This is a genomic window from Brachybacterium alimentarium, assembly GCF_002332425.1.
Taxonomy (GTDB): Bacteria; Actinomycetota; Actinomycetes; order Actinomycetales; family Dermabacteraceae; genus Brachybacterium; species Brachybacterium alimentarium.
The window spans coordinates 105,668-125,717 of the sequence record NZ_NRGS01000004.1; the positions used below are offsets into that span (position 1 = coordinate 105,668).

Sequence of the window (20,050 nt, forward strand, 5' to 3'; positions counted from 1 at the left end):
CCTCAGCCCGAGAGCGGCCGCGAGGTGCGGGCGGCGCTCGGCGCGGCCGTCGCCGCCGGGACGGGTGCGCGCGCCGACGAGGGCGCCTGACCCCAGCCGCGCTGCGGCTCCCACAGGCCCAGTCCGGCGCGCCGTGAGTACCACCACCAGATCCCGGCGGCGAGCAGCAGCATCGGCACCATCGCGAGCAGGAACCCGAGCACCGTGACCTCGCCCTGCTCGGTGAAGCCCGGGATCAGCGGAGCGATCGCGAACAGGGTCCAGTTGTTGGCGGTGTGCAGCAGGATCGGTATCTCGAGGCCGCCGGTCTTCCAGGCCAGCAGTCCCATCACGATCGCGAAGGCGGCGATGTCGATGATCCCCAGCCCCGTGTACCCGTGGCCCAGCACGAACAGCGGCACAGGCAGCAGGATCCCGATGAGCGGCCAGCGCAGCCAGGTGCCGACCATCTGCATCGGCAGCGCCCGGAACACGAACTCCTCGCCCGCGCACTGCAGCGGGGCGAGCACGAGGGTCAGCAGCCAGGCCACGATGACGCCCGCTCCGAGCTGCGGCACCACGACGGCATCCCGCTCCAGGATCAGGTTGAGCACGAGGTTCACCAGCAGATACACCGGGACCACGACGACTGCCACGCGACCCAACAGTCCCCAGCGGAACCTCCCGAGGACCGAGAGGGCGATCCCGGCGCGCCCGTACCCGACGAGCGATCCCACCAGCACCGCAGGGACCAGCAGCGCCAGCATCCCGAGGCCCAGGAACTGATCGGCGGGGTTCAGCGGGTCGGTCATCGAGACGCTGGTCGCCACGGCTGGCCAGTACTCGCCGAGGATCATCAGCGGAGCCATCACCTGAATGTTCAACACGACGAACACGACCGCGGTCACCCCGAGCGCGACCAGGGGGCGCCACCAGTAGCGCCGGTGCGGGATCGCCCGCGCGGCGCGGTGGTAGGCCTGCTCGGACGGCGGCGGGAGCTGCGGCGCCGACCGGCCCTGCGGTCGCGGCTCCGGCCCCGGCCGCGCCTCGGGCTGCTCAGTCTCCTGCGGTCGCTGCGGCTCCGGCGGCCGCTGGGGAAGGGTCTCGCTGTCGATCATGGCTCGATCCTCTCGTCCGCGCCGGGGCTCCCGCATCAGCTGACGGTCTCCCGTCCCCATCGCTCCCTCCGCCGTGCGGACCCGCCGCGCGGCCGATGCCGCCCCTGCGCCGTCAGCCGCTCGGCCGATCCTTCGGCCGCCGCGGCCTCTCTACGCTGTCCTCATGACCTCCACCGCGCAGACGCCTGCCGCCGCACCGTCCGTGCGCAGCCTGCGGCACTGGGCGATCGCGCTCGGCCAGACCCTGGTGTCCACGGCGCTGGGCCTGCTGCTCTTCCTCATCAGCTTCGGCATGCTGCTCGAGGAGTTCTCCGACGATCCGCCCTCGGGTCTGATCGCGATGTATTCCGTCGATGCGCCGGTGGGGCTGATCGCCACCCTCGTGATCGGGCCCCTGCGGTTCGTGCCGCCCGGCCGCTGGCACAGCCTCCTGCACCTGCTGGTCGCCGGCGTGAGCGGGCTCAGCATCTGGGGGCTGCCGGCCACCGCGATCGCCCTGTACCGCCTGGGGCTGCGACGACGCCTGGTGCTGGACGTCGCCGCGGTGGTGCTGGTCTCCGTCGTGTCCCTGGTCTCCCTCCTCCTCGACTCCCGGATCCGCGGCGACGAGACGGATCCACTGCTGCTGACCAGCATGGGGACGATGGTGGTCGTCACCATGGTCCCGCTGCTCATCGGCCATGTGATGGGCACCCGCCGGGAACTGCTGGAATCCCTGCGGGAGCGCGCGGCGTCGGCGGACCGCGAACGGGAGACCGCTCAGCGGGAGCGCGTCGCGGCCGAGGGCGAGGCCGCGGCCCTGGTGCGCGAGCGCGACGCCGAGAGCGCCCGGGTGCGCGCCGAGGAGCGCTCGGCCCTGGCCCGGGACATGCACGACAGCATCTCCCACCATCTCGCCACGATCGCCATGCACGCCGGTGCCATGACCTACCGCGAGGACCTCCCGGCCGAGGAGCTGCGCCGCTCCGCCGGCACCGTGCGCGACGCCGCCCAGCAGGCCAACCGCGAGCTGCGCACCGTGCTGATGACCCTGCGCACCACCGACGGCGATGCGCCTCTCGCCACCGCACCCACCCTCTCCGACATCGTGGGACGCTGCCGCGAAGAGGGCCAGGAGGTGGAGCTGACCTGGTACGGCATCGCCCCGGAGGACCTCGAGGAGCACGATCGCAGCACCGTCGTCACCCTCGCCCGGATCCTCACCGAGGTCACCACCAACGCCGCCAAGCACGCTCCCGGCGAGAGGCTCGAGGTCATGCTCTCCCACAGCGACGAGCACGTCTCGCTGACCGCCTGCAACCCCGTGCCGCCGAGCCGCGCCGCGTCGATCACCTCCACCGGGCACGGGCTGCTGGGCGTCCAGGAACGCGCACGGCTGCTGGGCGGCGACGCGGAGTACGGGGCGCGCGGAGACGTCTTCGAGGTGACAGCATGGATGCCATGGTGACCACCGAGCATGCGACGGAGACCGGGCACGGCCGAGTGCGGGTGCTGCTCGTGGACGACGAGGCGCTGATGCGCGCCGGCCTGCGGCTGATGATCGACGGCACGCACGGCATCGAGGTGATCGGTGAGGCGGCTGACGGGGGCACGGCGCTCGAGCAGATCCGCGCTCTCGATCCCGACGTGGTCCTGATGGACATCCGGATGCCCCGCATGACCGGCCTGGAGGCTCTGCGCGCGCTGCGCGAGGAGAACAGCGAGATGCGGGTGGTCATGCTGACCGCCTTCGACACCGACGAGTTCCTGCTGGAGGCGCTGCGCGCCGGCGCCGTGTCCTTCCTGCTCAAGGACTCCCCGCCCCAGGAGGTCGTGGACGCGGTGCTCGACGCGGCCGACGACCGCCCCCGGTTCTCGCCCGACGTGCTCTCGCGCCTGGTGCGTCTCGCCTCGGCCGACGGTACGGCTGGCTCGGCGGCATCCCGTGCCGACGCCGAAGGCGGCGCCCGGTCGAGGGCCGACGGAAGCCCGGCCGGGCCCAGCGCCGGTGGGAGCGAGGAGGGCAGCACCAGCAGCCCTGCCCCGCCGGGCATCACCGAGCGCGAGTGGGAAGTGGGCCGACTGGTGGCCCAGGGGCTCGCGAACCCGGAGGTCGGCGAAGCGCTGTTCATGTCCGTCGCGACGGTGAAGACCCACCTGGGCAGGCTCTATCACAAGCTGCAGGTCACCAACCGGGTGCAGCTCGCGATCCGGGTGCTCGAGCTGGGCGGCTGAGCGCGCCCCGCGTCCAGTGCTTCCCGCAGCCTCCGCGCGGAGCCAGCCGCGTCCGGCGGCGCATCGTGCTGAGTTCGACATAGTCTGGCCGCACCGCACGCACCTGGAGGATCCCATGGCCCGCATCCTCGTCGTCGAGGACTCCCCGGACGTCCATGCCCTGCTGGTGGAGACGCTTCGCGCCGAGGGCCATGAGGTCAGCGGGGTGCACGACGGGCTCGCCGCCCGCCGAGCGCTGTCGGCCGACGGGCAGGAACGGCGCACCCCCACGGACGCATCGCCGGGGCTGCCCGATCTCGTGGTGCTCGATCTGATGCTCCCCCATGTCGACGGTTCTGTGCTGCTCGCGGAGATCCGCCGCGACCATGATCTGCCGGTCCTCGTGCTCTCTGCGAAGGATGCGGTGTTCACGAAGGTGGACATCCTGCGTCTGGGCGCCGACGACTACGTGACCAAGCCGTTCGACCTCACCGAGCTCACCGCCCGCATCCAGGCGCTCCTGCGCCGGTCCTCCACGACGCCTCCCGCCCCGCGCGTCCTCACCCATGGCGCTCTCACCCTCGACCCGACCACGGTGCGAGCGAGCATCGCGGGAACCGACGTGCCGCTGACCGCCACCGAGTTCCACATCCTGCACCTGCTCATCGAGCAGCCCGGCCAGGTGCTCTCACGGCCACGGATCTACGAGCGGGTCTGGGACGAACCGTTCGCAGGCGAGGACGCCGCAGTGAAGACCCACCTGTCGAATCTGCGCACCAAGCTGCGCGACGCCGCACCGGACTCGGACCCGATCGAGACCGTCTGGGGGCTCGGCTACCGCCTTCGGGCACTGCCCGCGGCGGGCGACTGAGCCCCTGCGGCGACCACGGACCTCACACTTTCCTGACCTTCTCGCCCCGGATCCCGACCTCGGCCCGACTTCTGCTCCGTAGCGTCGAGCCATCGAACGAGAGGAGCAGCCATGTCCGAGGACGTCCTGGTCACCCGGGATCTCACGAAACGCTACGGCAGCCACGCCGCCGTGCAGTCGATGGATCTGCGGCTGCAGCGCGGGCGCGTGTACGGGCTGATCGGCCGCAACGGGGCCGGCAAGACCACCCTGATGCGCCTGATCTCCGGGCTCAGCATCCCGTCCAGCGGCGGCATCACCCTGTTCGGCTCCGGCGTCGAGGCCCCTCGGCAGCAGGACCTCGCGCGCATCGGCACCCTCATCGAGTCGCCCACCCTGCACGGTGCGATGACCGCCCGGCAGAACATGCACCTGCACCGTCTGATGCGCGGTGTGCCGGACGCGGCAATCGAGGAGACCCTGCTGGACCTCGTGGGGCTCGGCGACACCGGGCGCAAGCGTGTCAGGGACTTCTCCCTCGGGATGCGGCAGCGCCTCGGCATCGCGCTCGCACTGATCGCCGACCCGCAGCTGCTGGTGCTCGATGAGCCCGTCAACGGACTCGACCCGCTCGGCGTGGTCGAGGTGCGCCGTCTGGTGCGGGACCTCGCCACCGAGCGCGGCATCACCGTGCTGATCTCGAGCCATAACCTGCCCGAACTGTTCCAGACCGCGACCGACTACCTCATCATCGAGGCCGGCGAGCTGCGGATGACCCTCACCCTCGACGAGCTCGAGGCGCAGACCCAGCAGTCCCTGGAGGTCTCCGCAGCGGACACCGAACGCCTGGTCACCGTGCTCGAACAGCGGTTCCCGGAGGCTGACGCGCGCGTGATGCCCGATCGCACCGTGCGCCTTCCCCACCACGCCGACGAGGCCGAACAGGTGCTCCGCGCCCTGGTCGATGCCGACGTCTGGCCCACCCGGCTGGCCCGCGAGGGCGAGAGCCTCGAATCTTTCTTCCTGTCCGTCATCGGAGGTGACCGGTCATGATCAACCAGCTGCGCGCCGACCTCTACGTCATGCGGCACAGCGCCACCGCGGCCCTGTGCCTGCTCGCCGCCGCCATCGCGGCGATCCTCTACACCTGGCTGCAGCACAGCCTGGCGGTCGGGGACCTCAGCGCCACCTCGGCCCAGGGAGTGCAGGGGCTCAGCGACATCCTGCTGGTCTCGCTGCTGGGTCCGCTGCTGTTCGGAGTGGTCGTCTCCCAGCCTTTCGAGACGCGGTCCGTGCACGACGCCCTGCTCGCCTCCGGGCGGGGCTCCTTCGTCGCCTCCAAGACGGTGATCGCGTCCCTGCTGGTCACGGGCCTGTCAGTGCCGTACGGGCTGGCCGTGCTCGTAGGCCGGGCGACCGGCGCGGAGTTCGCACCTGCGATCCCCACGACCTTCTCGCAGCTGCTCTCCGCCGGAGGGGATCTCACCGGCGCGGAGGTCGGGACGATCCTCGCGGTGACGATCACCGGGGCGCTGCTGATGGCCGCGAAGCTGTCGGTGTGCCTGCCGCTCGCGATCTGGCTGAAGCGGCCGCTGGTGGTGATGGCGATCGGATTCGTGTGGTCCTTCGTCGCGGACCTGGTGGCGACTGCCGCGGCCGACATCGGCGGCCTCGACGCGCTGGTGCGCCTCACGCCGCTGGCCGCGGAGCACCTGCCCGGGCCGGAGTCGACCGGCGGAGAGCTGTGGAGCACCGTCGCGGTGTCGGTCGTCTTCATCGTCCTCATGGGTGCGGTCGCATGGGCGATCTTCCGTCGGGCCGACGTGAAGTGACCACGGCCCGTGGGAGCGCGCCGTGAGAACGCTCCGCGCCGCCGCACGCAGCGTGAGCCTCCGTGCGGCGGCCTGAGCGCCCGCCCGACGGCATGAGGACTCCGTAGACTCTCGCGGAGAGCGTGCCCCACGTCCCGGGCACGAGCAGTTCCACGCGATGCCTCGATCACCCGCGACCTCGGGAGTGCCATGACCGCCCTCACCGTGATCCTCGGTGTGCTGCTGCTGGTCACCGCCGTCTACCTGGTGATCGTGCTGCAACAGATCAACGGCGTGCGCCGCCAGCTGGAACGACAGCTCAGCCAGGACTCCCCCCGCATTGTGACGCTCTCCCTCGTGGTGCCTCAGCTGGAGGCCCTGACCGCGCAGGTCAACGCCACCGTGCGCCAGGCGCAGACTGCCTCGACGCGCACCCGCGAGGAGGAGCGTCGGATCCGGTCCTTCATCGCCGACATCTCGCACGACCTGCGCACCCCGTTGACCACGGTGCGCGGATACCTGCAGCTGCTCGGACGCACCGACCTCGACGACGAACAGCGCGCACAGCTCGCGGTGGCGCTCCGGCAGGCCGAGGAGCTGGGCGCCCTCGTCGACCGTCTCTACGAGTACGCGTACCTGCTCGATGAGGAGCCTGCCCTCGACATCGAGCCCCTCGACATCGGCGTGCTCGTCGGCGAGCTCCTGCTGGGGATGGCCACCGAGATCGAGGGCGCGGGCCTCGACGTCGCGTTCGATCCACCCGTACGTCTCGTGGTCGCCTCCGACCGGGAGAAGGTCACCCGGATCGTGCAGAACCTCGCCCGCAACGCGGTGCACCATGGTCGCGGCCTGCTCACGGTCGAGGCGCTGCGCACCGACGGGGGCCTCGAGCTCCGCGTCGCCAACGGCGTGGCGCCGGGCGTCGAGCTCGATGCGGCACGGCTCTTCGACCGCTTCTACACCGCGGACAGCTCCCGCACCGGGCGCACCAGCGGCCTGGGCCTCTCGATCGTGCAGACGCTGACCGAGCAGCTGGGAGGCCGCACCTCAGCGCGACAGGACCCCGATGAGGGCACGGTGCAGATCAGCGTCCGGATCCCGAGCCGTCCGGGGCCGTGAGCCGTCGGATCGTCAGATCAGGGAGAACACGGCGAGCGTGGCGAGGACGAGGTCGAGCCCGCCGAGCACGAAGATCCAGCGCGGGATGCTCTTGTTCCGCGCGGTCACCACCGTGAGGTGGATCGAGATCATCGTCGCGAGGGTCAGGAGGGCCGTGAGAAGGATCAGGAGGAAGGTGAGGGTGCTCATCGGGCACCTGCCTCGACGGAGAGCGCTGAAGACATCGTCGGTCCCCTTCTCGTCCTCGTGGCGCGCCGGCTGATGCCGCTCAGTGCCACTGGCGGGCCCGCAGACCACGTCGGGGCGACACCGGCGCACGACACCGCCAGGAGGCCCGGATGATCATCATGCGGCAGATCGCCGCAGACTCGTCGTCGCCCCAGATTACCGCAGGTGATCAGGTGCAGAGCGCACGGGGCAGCGGAGCATGCGGCCGTTCCGCGCATTCTCCTGGCCCCCGCCACCACGTCACGGCACCATGGTCGCCATGCACTCCGCCGACGACCTGATCGCTGAGGCCGCCGTCGCCGATGTGGGCGGCTGGGGCTTCGCGTACCTGGACGGCCGCGCCACCGAGGAGAGGCCGAGCTGGGGCTATGCCGGTCTGCTCGCCGACGCCGTGGCCTCGACGGAGGTCGCGATCGACCTGGACACCGGTGGCGGGGAGGTGCTCGGCCGGTGCCCGCGCCTCGCCGCGCGGCAGCACGTCACCGAGGCGTGGCCGCCGAACGCCGCGAAGGTCCGGGATCTGCTCGGTCCACGCGGAGTGACGGTGCACGAGATCGCGCCCGGCGCACCGATCCCCGTGCCGGACGGCACCGCGGACCTGGTCACCTCGCGGCATCCGGTGCAGCCGGACTGGTCGGAGATCGCTCGCGTGCTCGCCCCGGGCGGTGAATACCTCGCCCAACATGTCGGCCCGGCCTCCGCCTTCGAGCTCATCGAGCACTTCATCGGGCCGACGACGGCGCAGCAGCGACGGGGCCGCCACCCCGACGACGAGACCGCTGAGGCCCGGGCCGCGGGGCTCGAGGTCGTCGACCTCCGGACCGCACGCCTGCGCATGGAGTTCTTCGACGTCGGGGCCGTGGTGTGGATCCTGCGCAAGTGCGTGTGGTGGGTGCCGGACTTCGCCGTCGACCGTTACCGGGACCGCCTGCGCGCGATGGACGAGATCATCCGACGCGACGGCTCCTTCGTCGCCCATTCCACGCGGCACCTGATCCGGGCACGGCGCTGACCGTCCCCGGATCGGGCACCGCCGAGATCACTGGGCACCGACCACCCGATGGGGCACGTACGGACCCTCGAGCGCAGCGATCTCGTCGGCCGTGAGCTCGAGATCGAGGGCGCCGAGCGCTGCGTCGATGTGGCCGTTCTTCGTCGCGCCGATGATCGGGGAGACCACCGGATCCTTCGCGAGCAGCCAGGCCAGCGCCACGTGCACCCGTTCCACGCCGCGCTCGGCGGCGATGCGGGCCACCTGCTCCACGATCGCCTTGTCGGTCTCCTGCGTGGAGTCGTACTTCGACTTCGCGGTGGAGTCGGTGCGCGCACGATCGGTGTCCGCGTCCCAGTCGCGGGTCAGACGGCCGGCCGCCAGCGGGCTGTACGGGGTGGAGGCGATGCCGAGCTCGCGCAGCAGCGGCATCATCTCCCGCTCCTCCTCGCGGTACAGGAGGTTGTAGTGGTTCTGCATGGAGATGAACGTCGTCCAGCCGTTCACCTCGGCCACGTGCTGGGCCTGCAGGAACTGCCACGCGAACATGGCGGAGGCGCCGATGTAGCGGACCTTGCCGGAACGCACCACATCGTTCAGCGCCCGCATCGTCTCCTCGATCGGGACCGTGTAGTCCCAGCGATGGATGATGTACAGGTCGATGTAGTCGGTGCCGAGGCGCTCGAGGCTCTTGTCGACCTCGGCGAGGATCGCCTTGCGGGAGAGCCCGGCACCGTTCGGCCCCTCGTGCATGCGGCCGTGCACCTTCGTGGCCAGCACGATCTCGTCCCGCTTCGCGTAGTCCACGAGCGCCTTGCCGACGATCTCCTCGCTGCGCCCGATCGAGTAGACGTTCGCGGTGTCGAAGAAGTTGATGCCCGCGTCCAGCGCATGCTTGATCACCGGTCGGGCGGCGTCCTCCTCGAGCACCCAGGAATGGATCCAGCGCTCCGGGTCACCGAAACCCATCGTGCCCAGGCACAGCCGCGAGACGTCCAGTCCCGTGCTCCCCAGCTTCACGTAGTCCATGCTGTGCTCCTCCCGTGGTCGATTCCGAGCTGCCTCGCTCGTCGCCTCCCATCATCGCCTGCAGCGCAGACCCGAGGGAGGGTCTCTTGGTCCACCCCTCGAGGCCGCTGCCCGCCAACGCCCAAGACCCCTCACGGAATCTCGTTCCCCGCACGTGCCATGCTGAACGTGCCCTGACGACCCACCAACCGATGCAAGGAGCACCGTGACCGCTTCCCGCGACCTCTCCGCCCCGTTGGGCCGCGCCCGCATGCTGTTCTCCCTGCTCGCGGTCCCGAAGCTGCGCGCGGGTCTGGCAGCGCGACTCGCGGGCGATGCCGCATCCGCGCCGTCTGGTGCGCCCGAGGAGCCCCGCGTGCACGGACCCCTGTCCCGCATCGACTGGCTGGACGAGCACGGCGAGGTGGACCTGGAGCGTCTGCAGGAGACGGCCGATGTGCTCGCGCTGATGCGCTCCGATCAGGCGATCCTCGAGGTCCCCCGCCTCGACGGAATCCCGGTCAAGACCGAGGAGAGCCGGGAGATGAGCGGACGGATCGCGCGGATCGTGTTCGAACGCGTCGGGCGCGAGCGCACGCTCACCGAAGGCGAGCTGAACGCCGCGATCGCCATGTTCGCCCGCGATACCGCCCTGGTGCGGCGTGACGCGGTGGATGCCGGCGTGCTGACCCGTACGCCGGACGGCGGCGCCTACCGGCTCGCCGACCCCGCCTGATCGCTGCCGGGCCTCAGCGTCGTGCTCCGCGCCCCAGCAGTCGCACGAGGCGTCTGATCAGCGGCACGCCCACGAAGAACACCATCCACCAGATCTGCGTCCCGGACCGGTAGGCGATCACGGCGATGACGACCAGAGCGACGATCGTGACGATGGCGCCGAGGATCGATGTCTTCTTCGCAACGGCGCTGCCGTTCCCCTGAGAACCATTCGTGCCGTGGAAGTCCGTTGCCCAACCGGAGTCGTTCCCGTCGCTGCGGTCGCCGCCGTTCCCGAACTGCGGGCCCTGGTACTGGCGGGCCGACGAGTCGGCAGGGTCGGAGGACTGCGCCTGTCCGCCCCTCGCGTCGGCGCCGTCGGAGCGTGAACCGGTGTCCGGTCCGAAGTCCGAGCTCCACCCGTCGCTCGATCCGCTGCCAGCCTGCGCGCCGCCCGCGGCTCCGCCCTCTGTGCCGCCGGGTGTGACCTCATGCCCGCTGCGGCCGGGGCCGCCCAGCCAGGACTGCTCCCCGTCCAGGCCGCGGTCGTCGTTCCCCCATGGTGTCGTCATGCCTCCACGATAGAGCCCGCGCTGTCGCCCCGCGCGGACCTGCATGCTTCCCCGGGGCCGTCCACGCCGGGCGCGCACCCGGCGCGACCTGCGCTCGCGCTACCGTCGAGCCATCCTCCACCTCAGCGATGCCCAGGTCCGCACGCTCCTGCCCGATCCCGTCCGGGCCGTCGAGCTCATGCGCGAGACGCTGCTGGCCCTGGCCGGCGGCATCGCCTCGGTGACCCCCAAGTCGCAGGTCGTCCACGAGCCGGGCGGATTCGCCAATGCGATGCCGGCGGCCTGGCCCGAGCGTGGGCTGCTGGGGATGAAGTGGGTGACGGTGACCCCGTCGAATCGCGAGCGCGGCACGGAGATGATCGACGGGCTGATGGTGCTCTCGGCACCCGACGGCTCCACGCGCGCCACGATGGACGCCGCCGAGCTCACCGCCCTGCGCACCGCAGCGGTCACCGGTGCTTCGCTCGCACTGGACGATCACCCCGTCACGTTCATGGGCACCGGGGTGCAGGCCCGGTCGCATGCCCGGGTGATCGAAGCGCTGGGGCGGGGGCCGCTCACGGTGTGGGGCAGGCGCCGTGAGGCTCTCGAGGAGCTCACCGCCTGGTGCGCCGTGCACACCCCGGCGCTGGAGCTGCGCGTCACCACCGACCGGGCCGGAGCCCTGGCTGATGCAGGGGTGGTGATCAGCGCACTGCCCATAGGGCTCTCGGGGTCCCAGCTGTCCACGACCGAGATCTGCACCGATGCGACGCTGCTGCCCGTGGACTACGCCTCCGTGGCCGGAGCCGAGGTCGCCCGCACCGGCACGCTCGTGGCCGACGACCCCATCCAGTTCGAGGCGCTGCGCCCCGTGAAGCTCGGCAAGGACTATCCGCAGGCCACCGGCGCGACCGGGGACCTGCTGCGGACCGGCCGACCGCAGGGCCTCGTCGTCGCGCAGAACCTGGGGTCGGGGCTCGGGGATGTGGTGCTGGCCGATGCCGTCGTGCGTGCCGCCTCCTCGCCCGGCGCGCACGCTCTGCCCTGAGCACCGCCGCAGCATCTCCGCACGACGCGGAAGTCCCCGGCGCCGGAGCAGTGCTGCGCTCCGGCGCCGGGGACCCGAGGGGCCGCCTGCCGCGAGGTCAGTCGTCCGAGACGGTGACCGTGACCTCGATGTTCCCGCGGGTCGCGTTGGAGTAGGGGCACACCTGGTGGGCGGCGTCCGCGAGCTCCTGGGCCTGCTCGTGGGGCAGGTTCGGGATGACGACCTCGAGCTCGGCGGCCAGCTGGAAGCCGCCCTTGTCATCCGACCCGATATGGACGCGTGCACCGACGGTGGAGTCGGTGACGTCCACCTTCTGCTTCCCGGCCACGAGGTTCAGCGCGGAGTGGAAGCAGGCGGCGTAGCCGGCGGCGAACAGCTGCTCGGGGTTGGCGCCCTCGCCCGAGCCGCCCATCGCCTGGGGCGTGGCCATGTCGAGATCGACAGTGCCCTCGAGAGTGCGCACGTGGCCGTCGCGGCCGGCCCCGGTGGACAGGGATTCTGCGGTGTAGAGAGTCTTCATGAGTTCTCCTTCGCTGGTGCCGACGAGGGTCGGCGGGTGATCCCGGCGGGGATGCCGGGAAGTTCGGGGGCGACGACGGTGTGCATGGACCGGGTGAGCTCCTGCAGCGTGCTGATCAGCGCGCGGGCCCCCTCGACGCTCTCCAGGCCGCTGCCGGCGATGATGCAGGAGGGGACGTGAGCCAGCTGGTCGCGCAGCTCCTCGCCGCGCTCGGTGAGGGACACCGTGACCACGCGCTCGTCGGTCCCACCGCGGCGGCGCTCGACCACACCGGCCTTCTCCATGCGACGCAGCATCGGGGAGAGGGTGCCGGAATCCAGCTGCAGCTCCTCCCCCAGCGCCGAGACGCTCTGCGCGCCGTCATTCCACAGCACCACGAGCACGAGGTACTGACCGTAGGTGAGGCCCCACGGCTCCAGCAGCGCCCGGTACGCCTGGGTGGTGGCGCGCGAGGCGGCGTAGAGGGAGAAGCACACCATCTCGTTCGTCGCCGTCATGAACTCATGATGCCCCACATTCCCATTGCGCACAACCTGGTTGTGCGCAATTTATAGAATGCGCCCCACAGCCCACAGCCCACACAGGGTGACTCCTGCCGCCCACCCCTGGCCAGGCCGCCCACCTCCCCATATGATGGTTTCATCATGCCGTGGAATCGAGATCATCAGCCGTTGTACGAGGTCAAGGCCAACCTGTTCAAGGGCCTCGCGCACCCCTTCCGCATCCGCATCCTCGAGCTGCTCGCCGGCTCCTCCGAGGTGAGCGTCGCGGACCTCCAGCGCGAGACCCAGCTGGAGGCCTCGCATCTCTCCCAGCACCTCGCCGTACTGCGCCGCCACCGCCTGGTGGTCTCCGAGCGGCGCGCCAGCCATGTCTACTACCGCCTCGCCGATCCGCGCACTGCGGAGCTGCTCGCCGTGGCGCGGGCTCTCCTGCTGAACCTCGTGGCCGAGGACGGCGCCCGCCTCGACGAGGCCCGCGACCTGCCGCCCTTCCCGGGGGTGGCCTCATGAGCCCGTCGCCCTCGTCCCCGTCGACCCCGCGCCCCGAGATCTCCCCCGGCACCGCCACAGCCGCCGCACACTCTCCCTCCAACGGGTCGCATCGCCTCGGCAGCGCACTCCGCGCTGCCCGCAGCCTGCTTCCCGGCAGCGCCGACTACCGCGATCTCCGCCGCACCTGGAAGGGCGACCTGATCGGCGGTGTCACCGTCGGCATCGTCGCCCTGCCGCTCGCCCTCGGCTTCGGCGTGAGCTCGGGCCTGACCGCCGAGCAGGGCCTGGTCACCGCGATCGTGGCCGGCATGCTCGCCGCGGTCTTCGGCGGCTCCAACGTCCAGGTCTCCGGGCCCACCGGGGCGATGGTCGTGGTGCTGCTGCCGATCGTCGCGACCCAGGGCGCCGGGGCCGTGGCCGCAGTGACCCTGCTGGCCGGGGTGATCGTCGTGCTCGCCGGCGCACTGCGCCTGGGCCGGGTGGTGGGGGTCATCCCGTGGCCCGTCATCGAGGGGTTCACGCTGGGCATCGCCTGCATCATCGGCATGCAGCAGCTGCCGCTGATCACCTCGGCGCACCAGGCGGAGCCCGGCGAGCTCAGCTCGAATGCGATCGTCGCCGCGGTGCAGTCCCTGCTGGCGATGGATCCTGCCCACTTCGTCTGGGGGCTCGGCGCCGTCGCCATCGTCGTGGCGTGCATGATCATCTCTCCGCGGATCCACCGCTCGATCCCGGGATCACTGGTCGGCATCGCCGTGGTGACCGCCCTGGCCGCCGTGCTGCCGACGCCGCTCGCGCGGATCGGCACGATCCCCTCGGCCCTGCCCGCCCCGAGCCTGCCGACCCTGGACCTCGGCGCGATGGGAACGCTGCTGCCGGCCGCGGCGACCGTCGCGGCGCTGGCCGCGATCGAGTCGCTGCTCTCGGCACGGGTCGCGGCGGGCCTCGCCGATACCGGCGTCTACGACCCGGACCGGGAGCTGGTGGGCCAGGGCGTCGCCTCGATCGGCGCGTCGCTGTTCGGCGGGATGCCCGCGACCGGCGCGATCGCCCGCACCTCCGTGAATGTGCGGGCCGGCGGCCGCACTCGGCTCGCCTCCGTCATCCACGCGCTCGTGCTCCTCGCCGTGGTCTACGCGGCCAGCGGCCCGGTGGGCATGATCCCGCTCGCAGCGCTCGCAGGCGTGCTGATCATGACGGCGGTGCGCATGGTCCACCTGGCCACGGCGCGCACGCTCCTGCGCTCCACGAAGGCCGACGCCGCGACCTTCGCGCTCACGGCCCTGATCACCGTGTCCTTCGACCTCATCGCCGCAGTCCTGATCGGCGTGACCCTCGCGGCGATCTTCTCCCTGCGCACCGTCTCGCGCTCCAGCGGCGTGGCGCTCGAACCCGTGCGCACCGCCGATCCGGAACCGGGCGACGAGGAGATCATCGCCGTGCGCTTCACCGGACAGCTCTTCTTCATCTCCGCTGATCGGGTGTTCGACACGGTGATGTCGGTGGGGCCGGTGACCGTGGTGATCCTGCGGGTCTCCATGCTGGAGCTGGTCGACGCCACGGGCGCGCGCGTCCTCGAGAACATCGTGCGCGGTCTCGAAGGCCGCGGGATCACGGTGCTCCTGAAGGGGATGCGTCAGGGACACACCGAGCTGTTCGACACCGTCGGGGTGCTCCGCGCGCTGCGCCACCACAAGCACGTGTTCGCCGATTTCGACGGCGCCCTCGAGCATGCCCGGTCGCACGTGCGACGCGCCCACGCGGCCAGGGCGGACACCCCCGTCGAGGCGACGGCCAAGGACTGACAGAGCCGACGGGTGCAAGGGCGCGGGCGAGCTGGGCGCGGCGAACTCGGGTGCGCCCGGTCGGCGTCCTGGCCCGTTCCGCGGCGTCGCAGTCACCAAATGTGAGCTGGGGACCTATGTGAGCCCCTCGCATAGGTCCCCAGCTCACATTTGCGGCAGTCGGCCTTGGGGGGAGGCGCCGGGAGAGCAGCAGTCGGCCTCGAGGGGGAGGCGCCGGGAGAGCAGCAGTCGACCTCGAGGGGAGCCAGGCGACCGGTGTGTCAGGCGACCCGCGCGTGCTGCTGGTGTCGCACGCTCAGCTCATCCCGGGTGCTCCAGCCGTCGAACAGTCCGGCCCCAGGCTCGAAATGGCGGCCCACGGCGAGCGCTCCGACCGCGACGCCGTCGTAGCCCATCCGGTTCAGCACGGCGCTGACCGCATCGGCCGCACGGGCGTCGTCCGAGGCCACGGCGATCGCACGACGCAACGGGTCGCCGCCCTCGCGCCCCTGATCCTCCACGTCGTGATAACCGATGTGGTTCAGAGCCTTGACCACCCGGGAGCCGCTGAGGTGCGCGGCGAGCAGCTCGCTGGTCGAGAGCGCACCCTGCTGGTCACCGAAGGCAGCACGCGCCGCGGCCACGGCGGCGGCGTCGGCCTCGCCCCACGGATTGGTGACGTCGACGACGATCGCGCCGCGCAGGCGGTCGGGATCGAGTCCGAACGCCACGTGCAGCGGCACGGTGACCAGCACGACGTCGCACTGCGCGGCGAGCTGCTCCGGGGCGACCGGCACGGCGCCCGGCAGCTTCGCGGCGAGCACGGAGGCGGGCGACCGACCGGAGACCTGCACCTCGAGACCGGCGCGCAGCGCCGTGCGAGCCAGCGCCGTGCCGATCTTCCCCGGGCCGAGGATCCCCAGTCGCGGCGGGCGCACGGCTCCGCGCACGGACTGCCCCGGCAGGGGCGCGGCCTGGAACGGGGCTCCGACGACCGGGCGCGGTGTCGGGGCGACGGGAGCCAGCGCCGCAGCGAGCACCTCGCGGGCCAGGCCGTCGTTCCGTCGATGGCAGGGGGCGTTGGTCCTCGGCCGGGCGAAGGCGCCGATCGGGAGCTCGGAGGTCCAGGGGCCGACGGCCCACAGGTTCTCGTGCGCGTGGCCATCCGGGCCGATCACGCGGTAGCGCTCGTCGACGTCGAGCGTGCCGGGGGCCGCGGAGGATTCCCGACCGATCGCCTCCCGCTCGCCGGCGGCGCCGACGACGAGGTCCCGCAGCAGAGGGTTCGTGGACTCGGCGAGCGAGGGCTCGGGCAGGAAGGCGTCGATCAGGGCAGGGGCGGTGACCACTGCTCCGGCGCTCCCGCGCGCCACGAAGACGCCTGCGGACTCGTCGGTCGTCACCCGGAGACGCGGGCCGAGGAAGCCGACCACTCCGGCGCGCTCGAGGGCGAGCAGCTGCTCGAGGCGGTGCGGCGGCGGCCCGGAGTCGACGAAGCTGAACAGCGAGTGCCACCAGCGCGGGTAGTCGCCCCGTGAGCTCTCGCCCAGTCGGGAGGAAGGCAGCTGGTCCACGAGCACGCCGTGCAGGCGCAGCAGCAGCTGGAACAGGGCCCGGGCGGCGGTGGTGTCGCCGCGGGTGCGCTCGCGCAGATCGAGTTCGATGTGCCGCACCACGGCATCTCGCGTGACCTGCGGATGCGCGTCACCGCGGAGCCAGCCGAGCGGGTCATCGAGCCAGGCCAGGGGGTTCTGGTCCCCGCCGAGGACGACGCGCTCCTCGTCGGTCGCGATGTCGTCCCCGTCGCCCGTGGCGCCGTCCCCGTCGGCCGCGGGCGCCCCGGGCACCCAGTGGGCGATCTCGGCGGCGATCAGTGGCACCACGTCCCGCCGGAAGTCCAGCTGCCCCGCGGAGTCCTCCAGGGCCCGGAGGTTCTCGGCGGTGACGTGCACGAGCTCGCCGAGGCCCGCGGGCTCGCCCTCGTCGCGGATCTTCGAGTGGTACGGCACGCCGCGGCGGGATCCCACCCACAGGCGAGGCTCGCGCCCCGAGGGCCGGTAGCTCAGGCGCCCGGGCTCGTCGGGCCGCGGATCGGGGGTGAACCTGCCGCCGCGCCCCTCGGTGAGCAGAGCCATGAGGTCGATGAACCCCAGACCCATGCCACGCACGATCGTGTCCTGCCCAGGGGCGAGCTGGTCGAGGTGGGCGTCGCCCGCCTGGGAGGGCGGCAGATAGGCGCCGCCGTGACGGCGGGCGAAGGCGGCGAGCTCATGGCGCGCGGCCGACGGACGTGAGTCGGTGTGCCCGGCGGCGAGCACGAGGAGGTCCGAGTGCAGGCCCTCCCGCCCCTCGAGCTCCACGCTCCATCCGTCCTCGCGGCGGCGCACAGCGGTCGCGGTGGTGCGGTGCACGGTGACCGTGACCGTCTCGGGCAGGTGCGCGAGCACCTGGCCGAAGAACCATTCGAGGTAGAGGGCCTGCACGCGGCGACTGGGGAAGCTGGCGTCGTGGAGCGCCGCGATCTCGGCGAGGCGGCCGGTTCCGGCGGTCGGGGCGGTGAGGGAGCCCTCGCGGATCCCCTCGGCCCACTGGGCGAGTGAGGGGCCCGCCACGATCGGCCCGTCGCACTGGACGGTGTCGTCGGTGAAGATCGAGACGTCCGCCGCCCGCGAGTTCATCAGCAGCAGCGGGCTCTCGCCGGTGCGCCAGATGCGCCCGGCGCCGGGCATGTGCGGATCCACGATGTCCACGTGCAGCGGCGCCTCCGCCGTGCGTGCAGCGTTCTCGGGCAGGGCGGCGTTCGCGCTGAGGCGTTCGAGGACGCCGATCGCGCGGGGGCCTCCGCCCACGATCACCAGGCGGGTGCCGGTGGTGCTGATCCGGGAAGTCATCCGGCAGATCCCTTCGGAGTGGTTCTGTGTCTCACTGTGACGACCCATAGTGGACGCCTTGCACAATCATTAGGCTCGCTTATACCGTCGGGAGGCGCAAGCCCCGTCCACCCCGAGTTCACGCCCCGTCACGGAAGGCTCCCCATGACTCCCTCCGCCGTCTCCTCCGAGACCGCTCGCCACGCGTCCACGGCCACCGCCGTCGCTCGCGTCCCGGCGATGGGAGCCGATTCGATGTCGTGCCGGCCCGCCGCGGACGGCGCCCTCGCCACCGTCGAGACGTCTCGCGCGATCGAGGATCGATCCCGGGATCGAGACGTGGAGCAGGCCGCCGACCCGGCGCTCGATCCGTCGGCCGATCGCTCCGCGGGCTCGCCCGCCGCCGCATCCACGCAGACGGCGCACGAGGACCTCCTGCGGCTGCGCGTCGTGCCCGCCCGGCATCCGGGCCGTGCGGTGCTCGCCGTGGTGGTCGGCCTCGTGATCGCCGCGGTCGCGTACTCGTTCCTCACGAACCCGCGCTGGGAGTGGGGCGTGGTGGCCCAATGGTTCGTCGCGGAGTCCGTCATCCGCGGCCTGCTGGAGACCCTCAAGCTCACCGTCCTGGCGGGTGTGGTCGGCTTCGGCCTGGGCTTGGCGCTCGCCCTGATGAGACTGTCCCCGTCTGCCCTGATCTCCGGTGTGGCCTGGACGTTCTCGTGGATCTTCCGGTCCACGCCGCTGCTGGTGCAGCTGCTGCTCTGGTACAACCTCGGCTACCTCTACGAGCGCATCACCCTCGGCATCCCGCTGACCGACGTCACCTTCTTCGACGCCCGCACCAGCGATCTGATGACCCCGCTGCTCGCGGCGATCCTGGGCCTCGGCCTGCACCAGGCCGCCTATGCGGCCGAGCTGATCCGCGGCGGCATCCTCTCGGTGGACCAGGGCCAGCTCGAGGCGGCCAGCGCCCTCGGCATCCCGGCCCGCGACCGCTCCCTGCGGATCATCCTGCCCCAGGCCATGAGGGCGATCCTGCCCACCGCGTTCAACGAGATCATCGGCCTGGTCAAGGGCACCTCGATCGTCTACGTGCTCGCCCATGCGGAGCTGTTCTTCACCATCCAGCTGATCTACGGCCGCACCCAGCAGGTGCTGCCGATGCTGCTGGTCGCGACGGTCTGGTACGTCGTGATCACGTCTCTGCTGTCGATCGGCCAGTACTACATCGAGCGCCACTACGCCCGGGGCGCCGTGCGCACCCTGCCGCCCACCCCGCTGCAGAGCCTGCGCGCCCGCCTCGCCCGCCGCTCGACCTCGAAGGGAGCACTGGCATGAGCGTTCTGAGCCGTTTCCGTCGACCCGCGGTCATCACCACCGAGGGCCCTGGCCCCGCACCGGCCGCCACCGCCGCAGGAGCTCCCGTCTCCGCGACGTCGTCCGCCGAGTCCGCGGGCCGTCCCGCCCCCGCGTCTTCCGGCCGCATCCCGGCCCGCTCGCGCGGTGGCCGGGTCGAGATCCGCGGAGTGCACAAGTCCTTCGGGGACCTCGAGGTGCTGCGCGGCATCGACCTCACCCTCCCGCCCGGCTCGGTGACGGCCGTGCTGGGCCCGTCGGGCTCGGGCAAGTCCACCCTGCTGCGCACGATCAATCATCTCGAGCCCGTGAACCACGGCCTGATCAGCGTGGACGGTGAGGTGATCGGGTACCGCCGCGAGGGGGACCTGCTGCACGAGCTGTCCGAGCGGGAGGTGCTGCGCCAGCGCACCTCGATCGGGATGGTGTTCCAGAGCTTCAACCTCTTCGCGCACATGACCGCGCTGGGCAACGTCGCCGAGGCTCCCCGTCGGGCCCTCGGGGCGACCCGTGCACAGGCCGAGACCCGTGCCCGGGAACTGCTCGAGCTGGTGGGCCTCTCGGAGAAAGTCGATGCCTACCCGCGTCAGCTCTCCGGCGGCCAGCAGCAGCGGGTCGCGATCGCGCGGGCCCTCGCGCTGGACCCGAAGGTGCTGCTGTTCGACGAACCCACCAGCGCCCTGGATCCCGAGCTGGTCGAGGAGGTGCTCGCCGTGATCCGCTCGCTCGCCCGCGCCGGCACCACGCTCGTGATCGTCACCCACGAGATCGGCTTCGCCCGCGACGTCGCCGACACGGTCGTGTTCATGGACCGCGGGGTCGTCATCGAGCAGGGGCCTCCCGCCGAGGTCATCGATCATCCCGCCCAGGACCGCACCCGCGCCTTCCTGCAGCGGGTGCGCACCGGCACGG

General features: G+C 71.6%; 19 protein-coding genes and 1 pseudogene. 13 read left to right on the top strand and 7 right to left on the bottom strand.

From position 1 onward, the window contains the following. Positions 1-2: 2 nt before the first annotated feature. A complete protein-coding gene (locus CIK71_RS02605) occupies positions 3-1,097 on the bottom strand; it encodes a CPBP family intramembrane glutamic endopeptidase (protein ID WP_096163619.1) in 1,095 nt (364 codons plus the stop codon). A gap of 163 nt (positions 1,098-1,260) precedes the next feature. On the opposite strand from CIK71_RS02605, the gene CIK71_RS02610 reads away from it, so the two are divergent. From CIK71_RS02610 to CIK71_RS02635, 6 genes are all read left to right on the top strand, one after another. Beyond that, positions 1,261-2,544 carry a sensor histidine kinase gene (locus tag CIK71_RS02610; RefSeq protein ID WP_096163620.1) on the top strand — a complete coding sequence of 428 codons (1,284 nt, stop codon included), beginning with the start codon at positions 1,261-1,263 and terminating at the stop codon, positions 2,542-2,544. Then, positions 2,529-3,311, top strand: a complete 783-nt coding sequence (locus CIK71_RS02615) for a response regulator transcription factor (RefSeq protein ID WP_096163621.1) — start codon at positions 2,529-2,531, stop codon at positions 3,309-3,311. Before CIK71_RS02610 ends, CIK71_RS02615 begins: the two co-directional genes overlap by 16 nt. A 115-nt stretch (positions 3,312-3,426) precedes the next feature. Further along, entirely contained in the window at positions 3,427-4,161 is a 735-nt protein-coding gene (locus CIK71_RS02620; protein WP_096163622.1) for a response regulator transcription factor, read from the top strand. Between the two features lie 111 nt (positions 4,162-4,272). Next, complete coding sequence (locus CIK71_RS02625) at positions 4,273-5,193, top strand: ATP-binding cassette domain-containing protein (protein WP_096163623.1); 921 nt, start codon at positions 4,273-4,275, stop codon at positions 5,191-5,193. Beyond that, positions 5,190-5,972 carry a hypothetical protein gene (locus tag CIK71_RS02630; protein WP_096163624.1) on the top strand — a complete coding sequence of 261 codons (783 nt, stop codon included), beginning with the start codon at positions 5,190-5,192 and terminating at the stop codon, positions 5,970-5,972. The genes CIK71_RS02625 and CIK71_RS02630 overlap by 4 nt, the downstream gene beginning before the upstream one ends. A gap of 189 nt (positions 5,973-6,161) precedes the next feature. Beyond that, on the top strand, positions 6,162-7,070 hold the full coding sequence (locus CIK71_RS02635) for a sensor histidine kinase (protein ID WP_096163625.1): 909 nt from the start codon (positions 6,162-6,164) through the stop codon (positions 7,068-7,070). Positions 7,071-7,082: 12 nt separating this feature from the next. Here the strand turns inward: CIK71_RS02635 and CIK71_RS17635 are convergent, their stop codons facing one another. Continuing rightward, positions 7,083-7,259, bottom strand: coding sequence for a hypothetical protein (locus CIK71_RS17635; RefSeq protein WP_158541960.1), 177 nt, complete (start codon positions 7,257-7,259; stop codon positions 7,083-7,085). A gap of 298 nt (positions 7,260-7,557) precedes the next feature. Here CIK71_RS17635 and CIK71_RS02640 point away from each other — a divergent pair, with 298 nt between their 5' ends. Beyond that, positions 7,558-8,310 (top strand): class I SAM-dependent methyltransferase, encoded by a 753-nt coding sequence (locus CIK71_RS02640; protein WP_096163746.1) that lies wholly within the window; start codon positions 7,558-7,560, stop codon positions 8,308-8,310. Positions 8,311-8,337: 27 nt separating this feature from the next. On the opposite strand, the gene CIK71_RS02645 is transcribed toward CIK71_RS02640, so the two are convergent. After that, the gene (locus CIK71_RS02645; RefSeq protein WP_096163626.1) at positions 8,338-9,318 is read right to left on the bottom strand and encodes an aldo/keto reductase; all 981 of its coding nucleotides are present in this window, start codon (positions 9,316-9,318) and stop codon (positions 8,338-8,340) included. A 205-nt stretch (positions 9,319-9,523) separates the two neighbouring features. On the opposite strand from CIK71_RS02645, the gene CIK71_RS02650 reads away from it, so the two are divergent. Further along, positions 9,524-10,033: a DUF2087 domain-containing protein gene (locus CIK71_RS02650; RefSeq protein WP_096163627.1), complete on the top strand. Its 510-nt coding sequence runs from the start codon at positions 9,524-9,526 to the stop codon at positions 10,031-10,033. Between the two features lie 13 nt (positions 10,034-10,046). Here CIK71_RS02650 and CIK71_RS02655 read toward each other — a convergent pair whose 3' ends face one another. After that, on the bottom strand, positions 10,047-10,583 hold the full coding sequence (locus tag CIK71_RS02655) for a hypothetical protein (RefSeq protein ID WP_096163628.1): 537 nt from the start codon (positions 10,581-10,583) through the stop codon (positions 10,047-10,049). A 43-nt stretch (positions 10,584-10,626) separates the two neighbouring features. Between CIK71_RS02655 and CIK71_RS02660 the strand changes: the two genes are divergently transcribed. Continuing rightward, on the top strand, positions 10,627-11,613 hold the full coding sequence (locus CIK71_RS02660; RefSeq protein ID WP_241964066.1) for an ornithine cyclodeaminase: 987 nt from the start codon (positions 10,627-10,629) through the stop codon (positions 11,611-11,613). Between the two features lie 97 nt (positions 11,614-11,710). Here the strand turns inward: CIK71_RS02660 and CIK71_RS02665 are convergent, their stop codons facing one another. Both CIK71_RS02665 and CIK71_RS02670 read right to left on the bottom strand, forming a co-directional pair. Continuing rightward, positions 11,711-12,133 (bottom strand): organic hydroperoxide resistance protein, encoded by a 423-nt coding sequence (locus CIK71_RS02665; RefSeq protein WP_096163629.1) that lies wholly within the window; start codon positions 12,131-12,133, stop codon positions 11,711-11,713. Further along, entirely contained in the window at positions 12,130-12,630 is a 501-nt protein-coding gene (locus CIK71_RS02670; RefSeq protein WP_176485506.1) for a MarR family winged helix-turn-helix transcriptional regulator, read from the bottom strand. Before CIK71_RS02670 ends, CIK71_RS02665 begins: the two co-directional genes overlap by 4 nt. 147 nt (positions 12,631-12,777) lie before the next feature. On the opposite strand from CIK71_RS02670, the gene CIK71_RS02675 reads away from it, so the two are divergent. Together CIK71_RS02675 and CIK71_RS02680 are read left to right on the top strand one after the other, a co-directional pair. Beyond that, positions 12,778-13,146 carry an ArsR/SmtB family transcription factor gene (locus CIK71_RS02675; protein WP_096163630.1) on the top strand — a complete coding sequence of 123 codons (369 nt, stop codon included), beginning with the start codon at positions 12,778-12,780 and terminating at the stop codon, positions 13,144-13,146. Continuing rightward, positions 13,143-14,933 (top strand): SulP family inorganic anion transporter, encoded by a 1,791-nt coding sequence (locus CIK71_RS02680; protein ID WP_096163631.1) that lies wholly within the window; start codon positions 13,143-13,145, stop codon positions 14,931-14,933. The genes CIK71_RS02675 and CIK71_RS02680 overlap by 4 nt, the downstream gene beginning before the upstream one ends. Positions 14,934-15,193: 260 nt before the next feature. Here the strand turns inward: CIK71_RS02680 and CIK71_RS02685 are convergent, their stop codons facing one another. Beyond that, on the bottom strand, positions 15,194-17,803 hold the full coding sequence (locus CIK71_RS02685; protein WP_096163632.1) for an FAD/NAD(P)-binding protein: 2,610 nt from the start codon (positions 17,801-17,803) through the stop codon (positions 15,194-15,196). A gap of 144 nt (positions 17,804-17,947) precedes the next feature. Between CIK71_RS02685 and CIK71_RS02690 the strand changes: the two genes are divergently transcribed. After that, positions 17,948-19,120 carry an amino acid ABC transporter permease gene (locus tag CIK71_RS02690; protein ID WP_096163633.1) on the top strand — a complete coding sequence of 391 codons (1,173 nt, stop codon included), beginning with the start codon at positions 17,948-17,950 and terminating at the stop codon, positions 19,118-19,120. A gap of 179 nt (positions 19,121-19,299) precedes the next feature. After that, positions 19,300-20,037 (top strand): annotated as a pseudogene (locus tag CIK71_RS02695) (amino acid ABC transporter ATP-binding protein); the annotation flags it as partial. Positions 20,038-20,050: the final 13 nt, after the last annotated feature.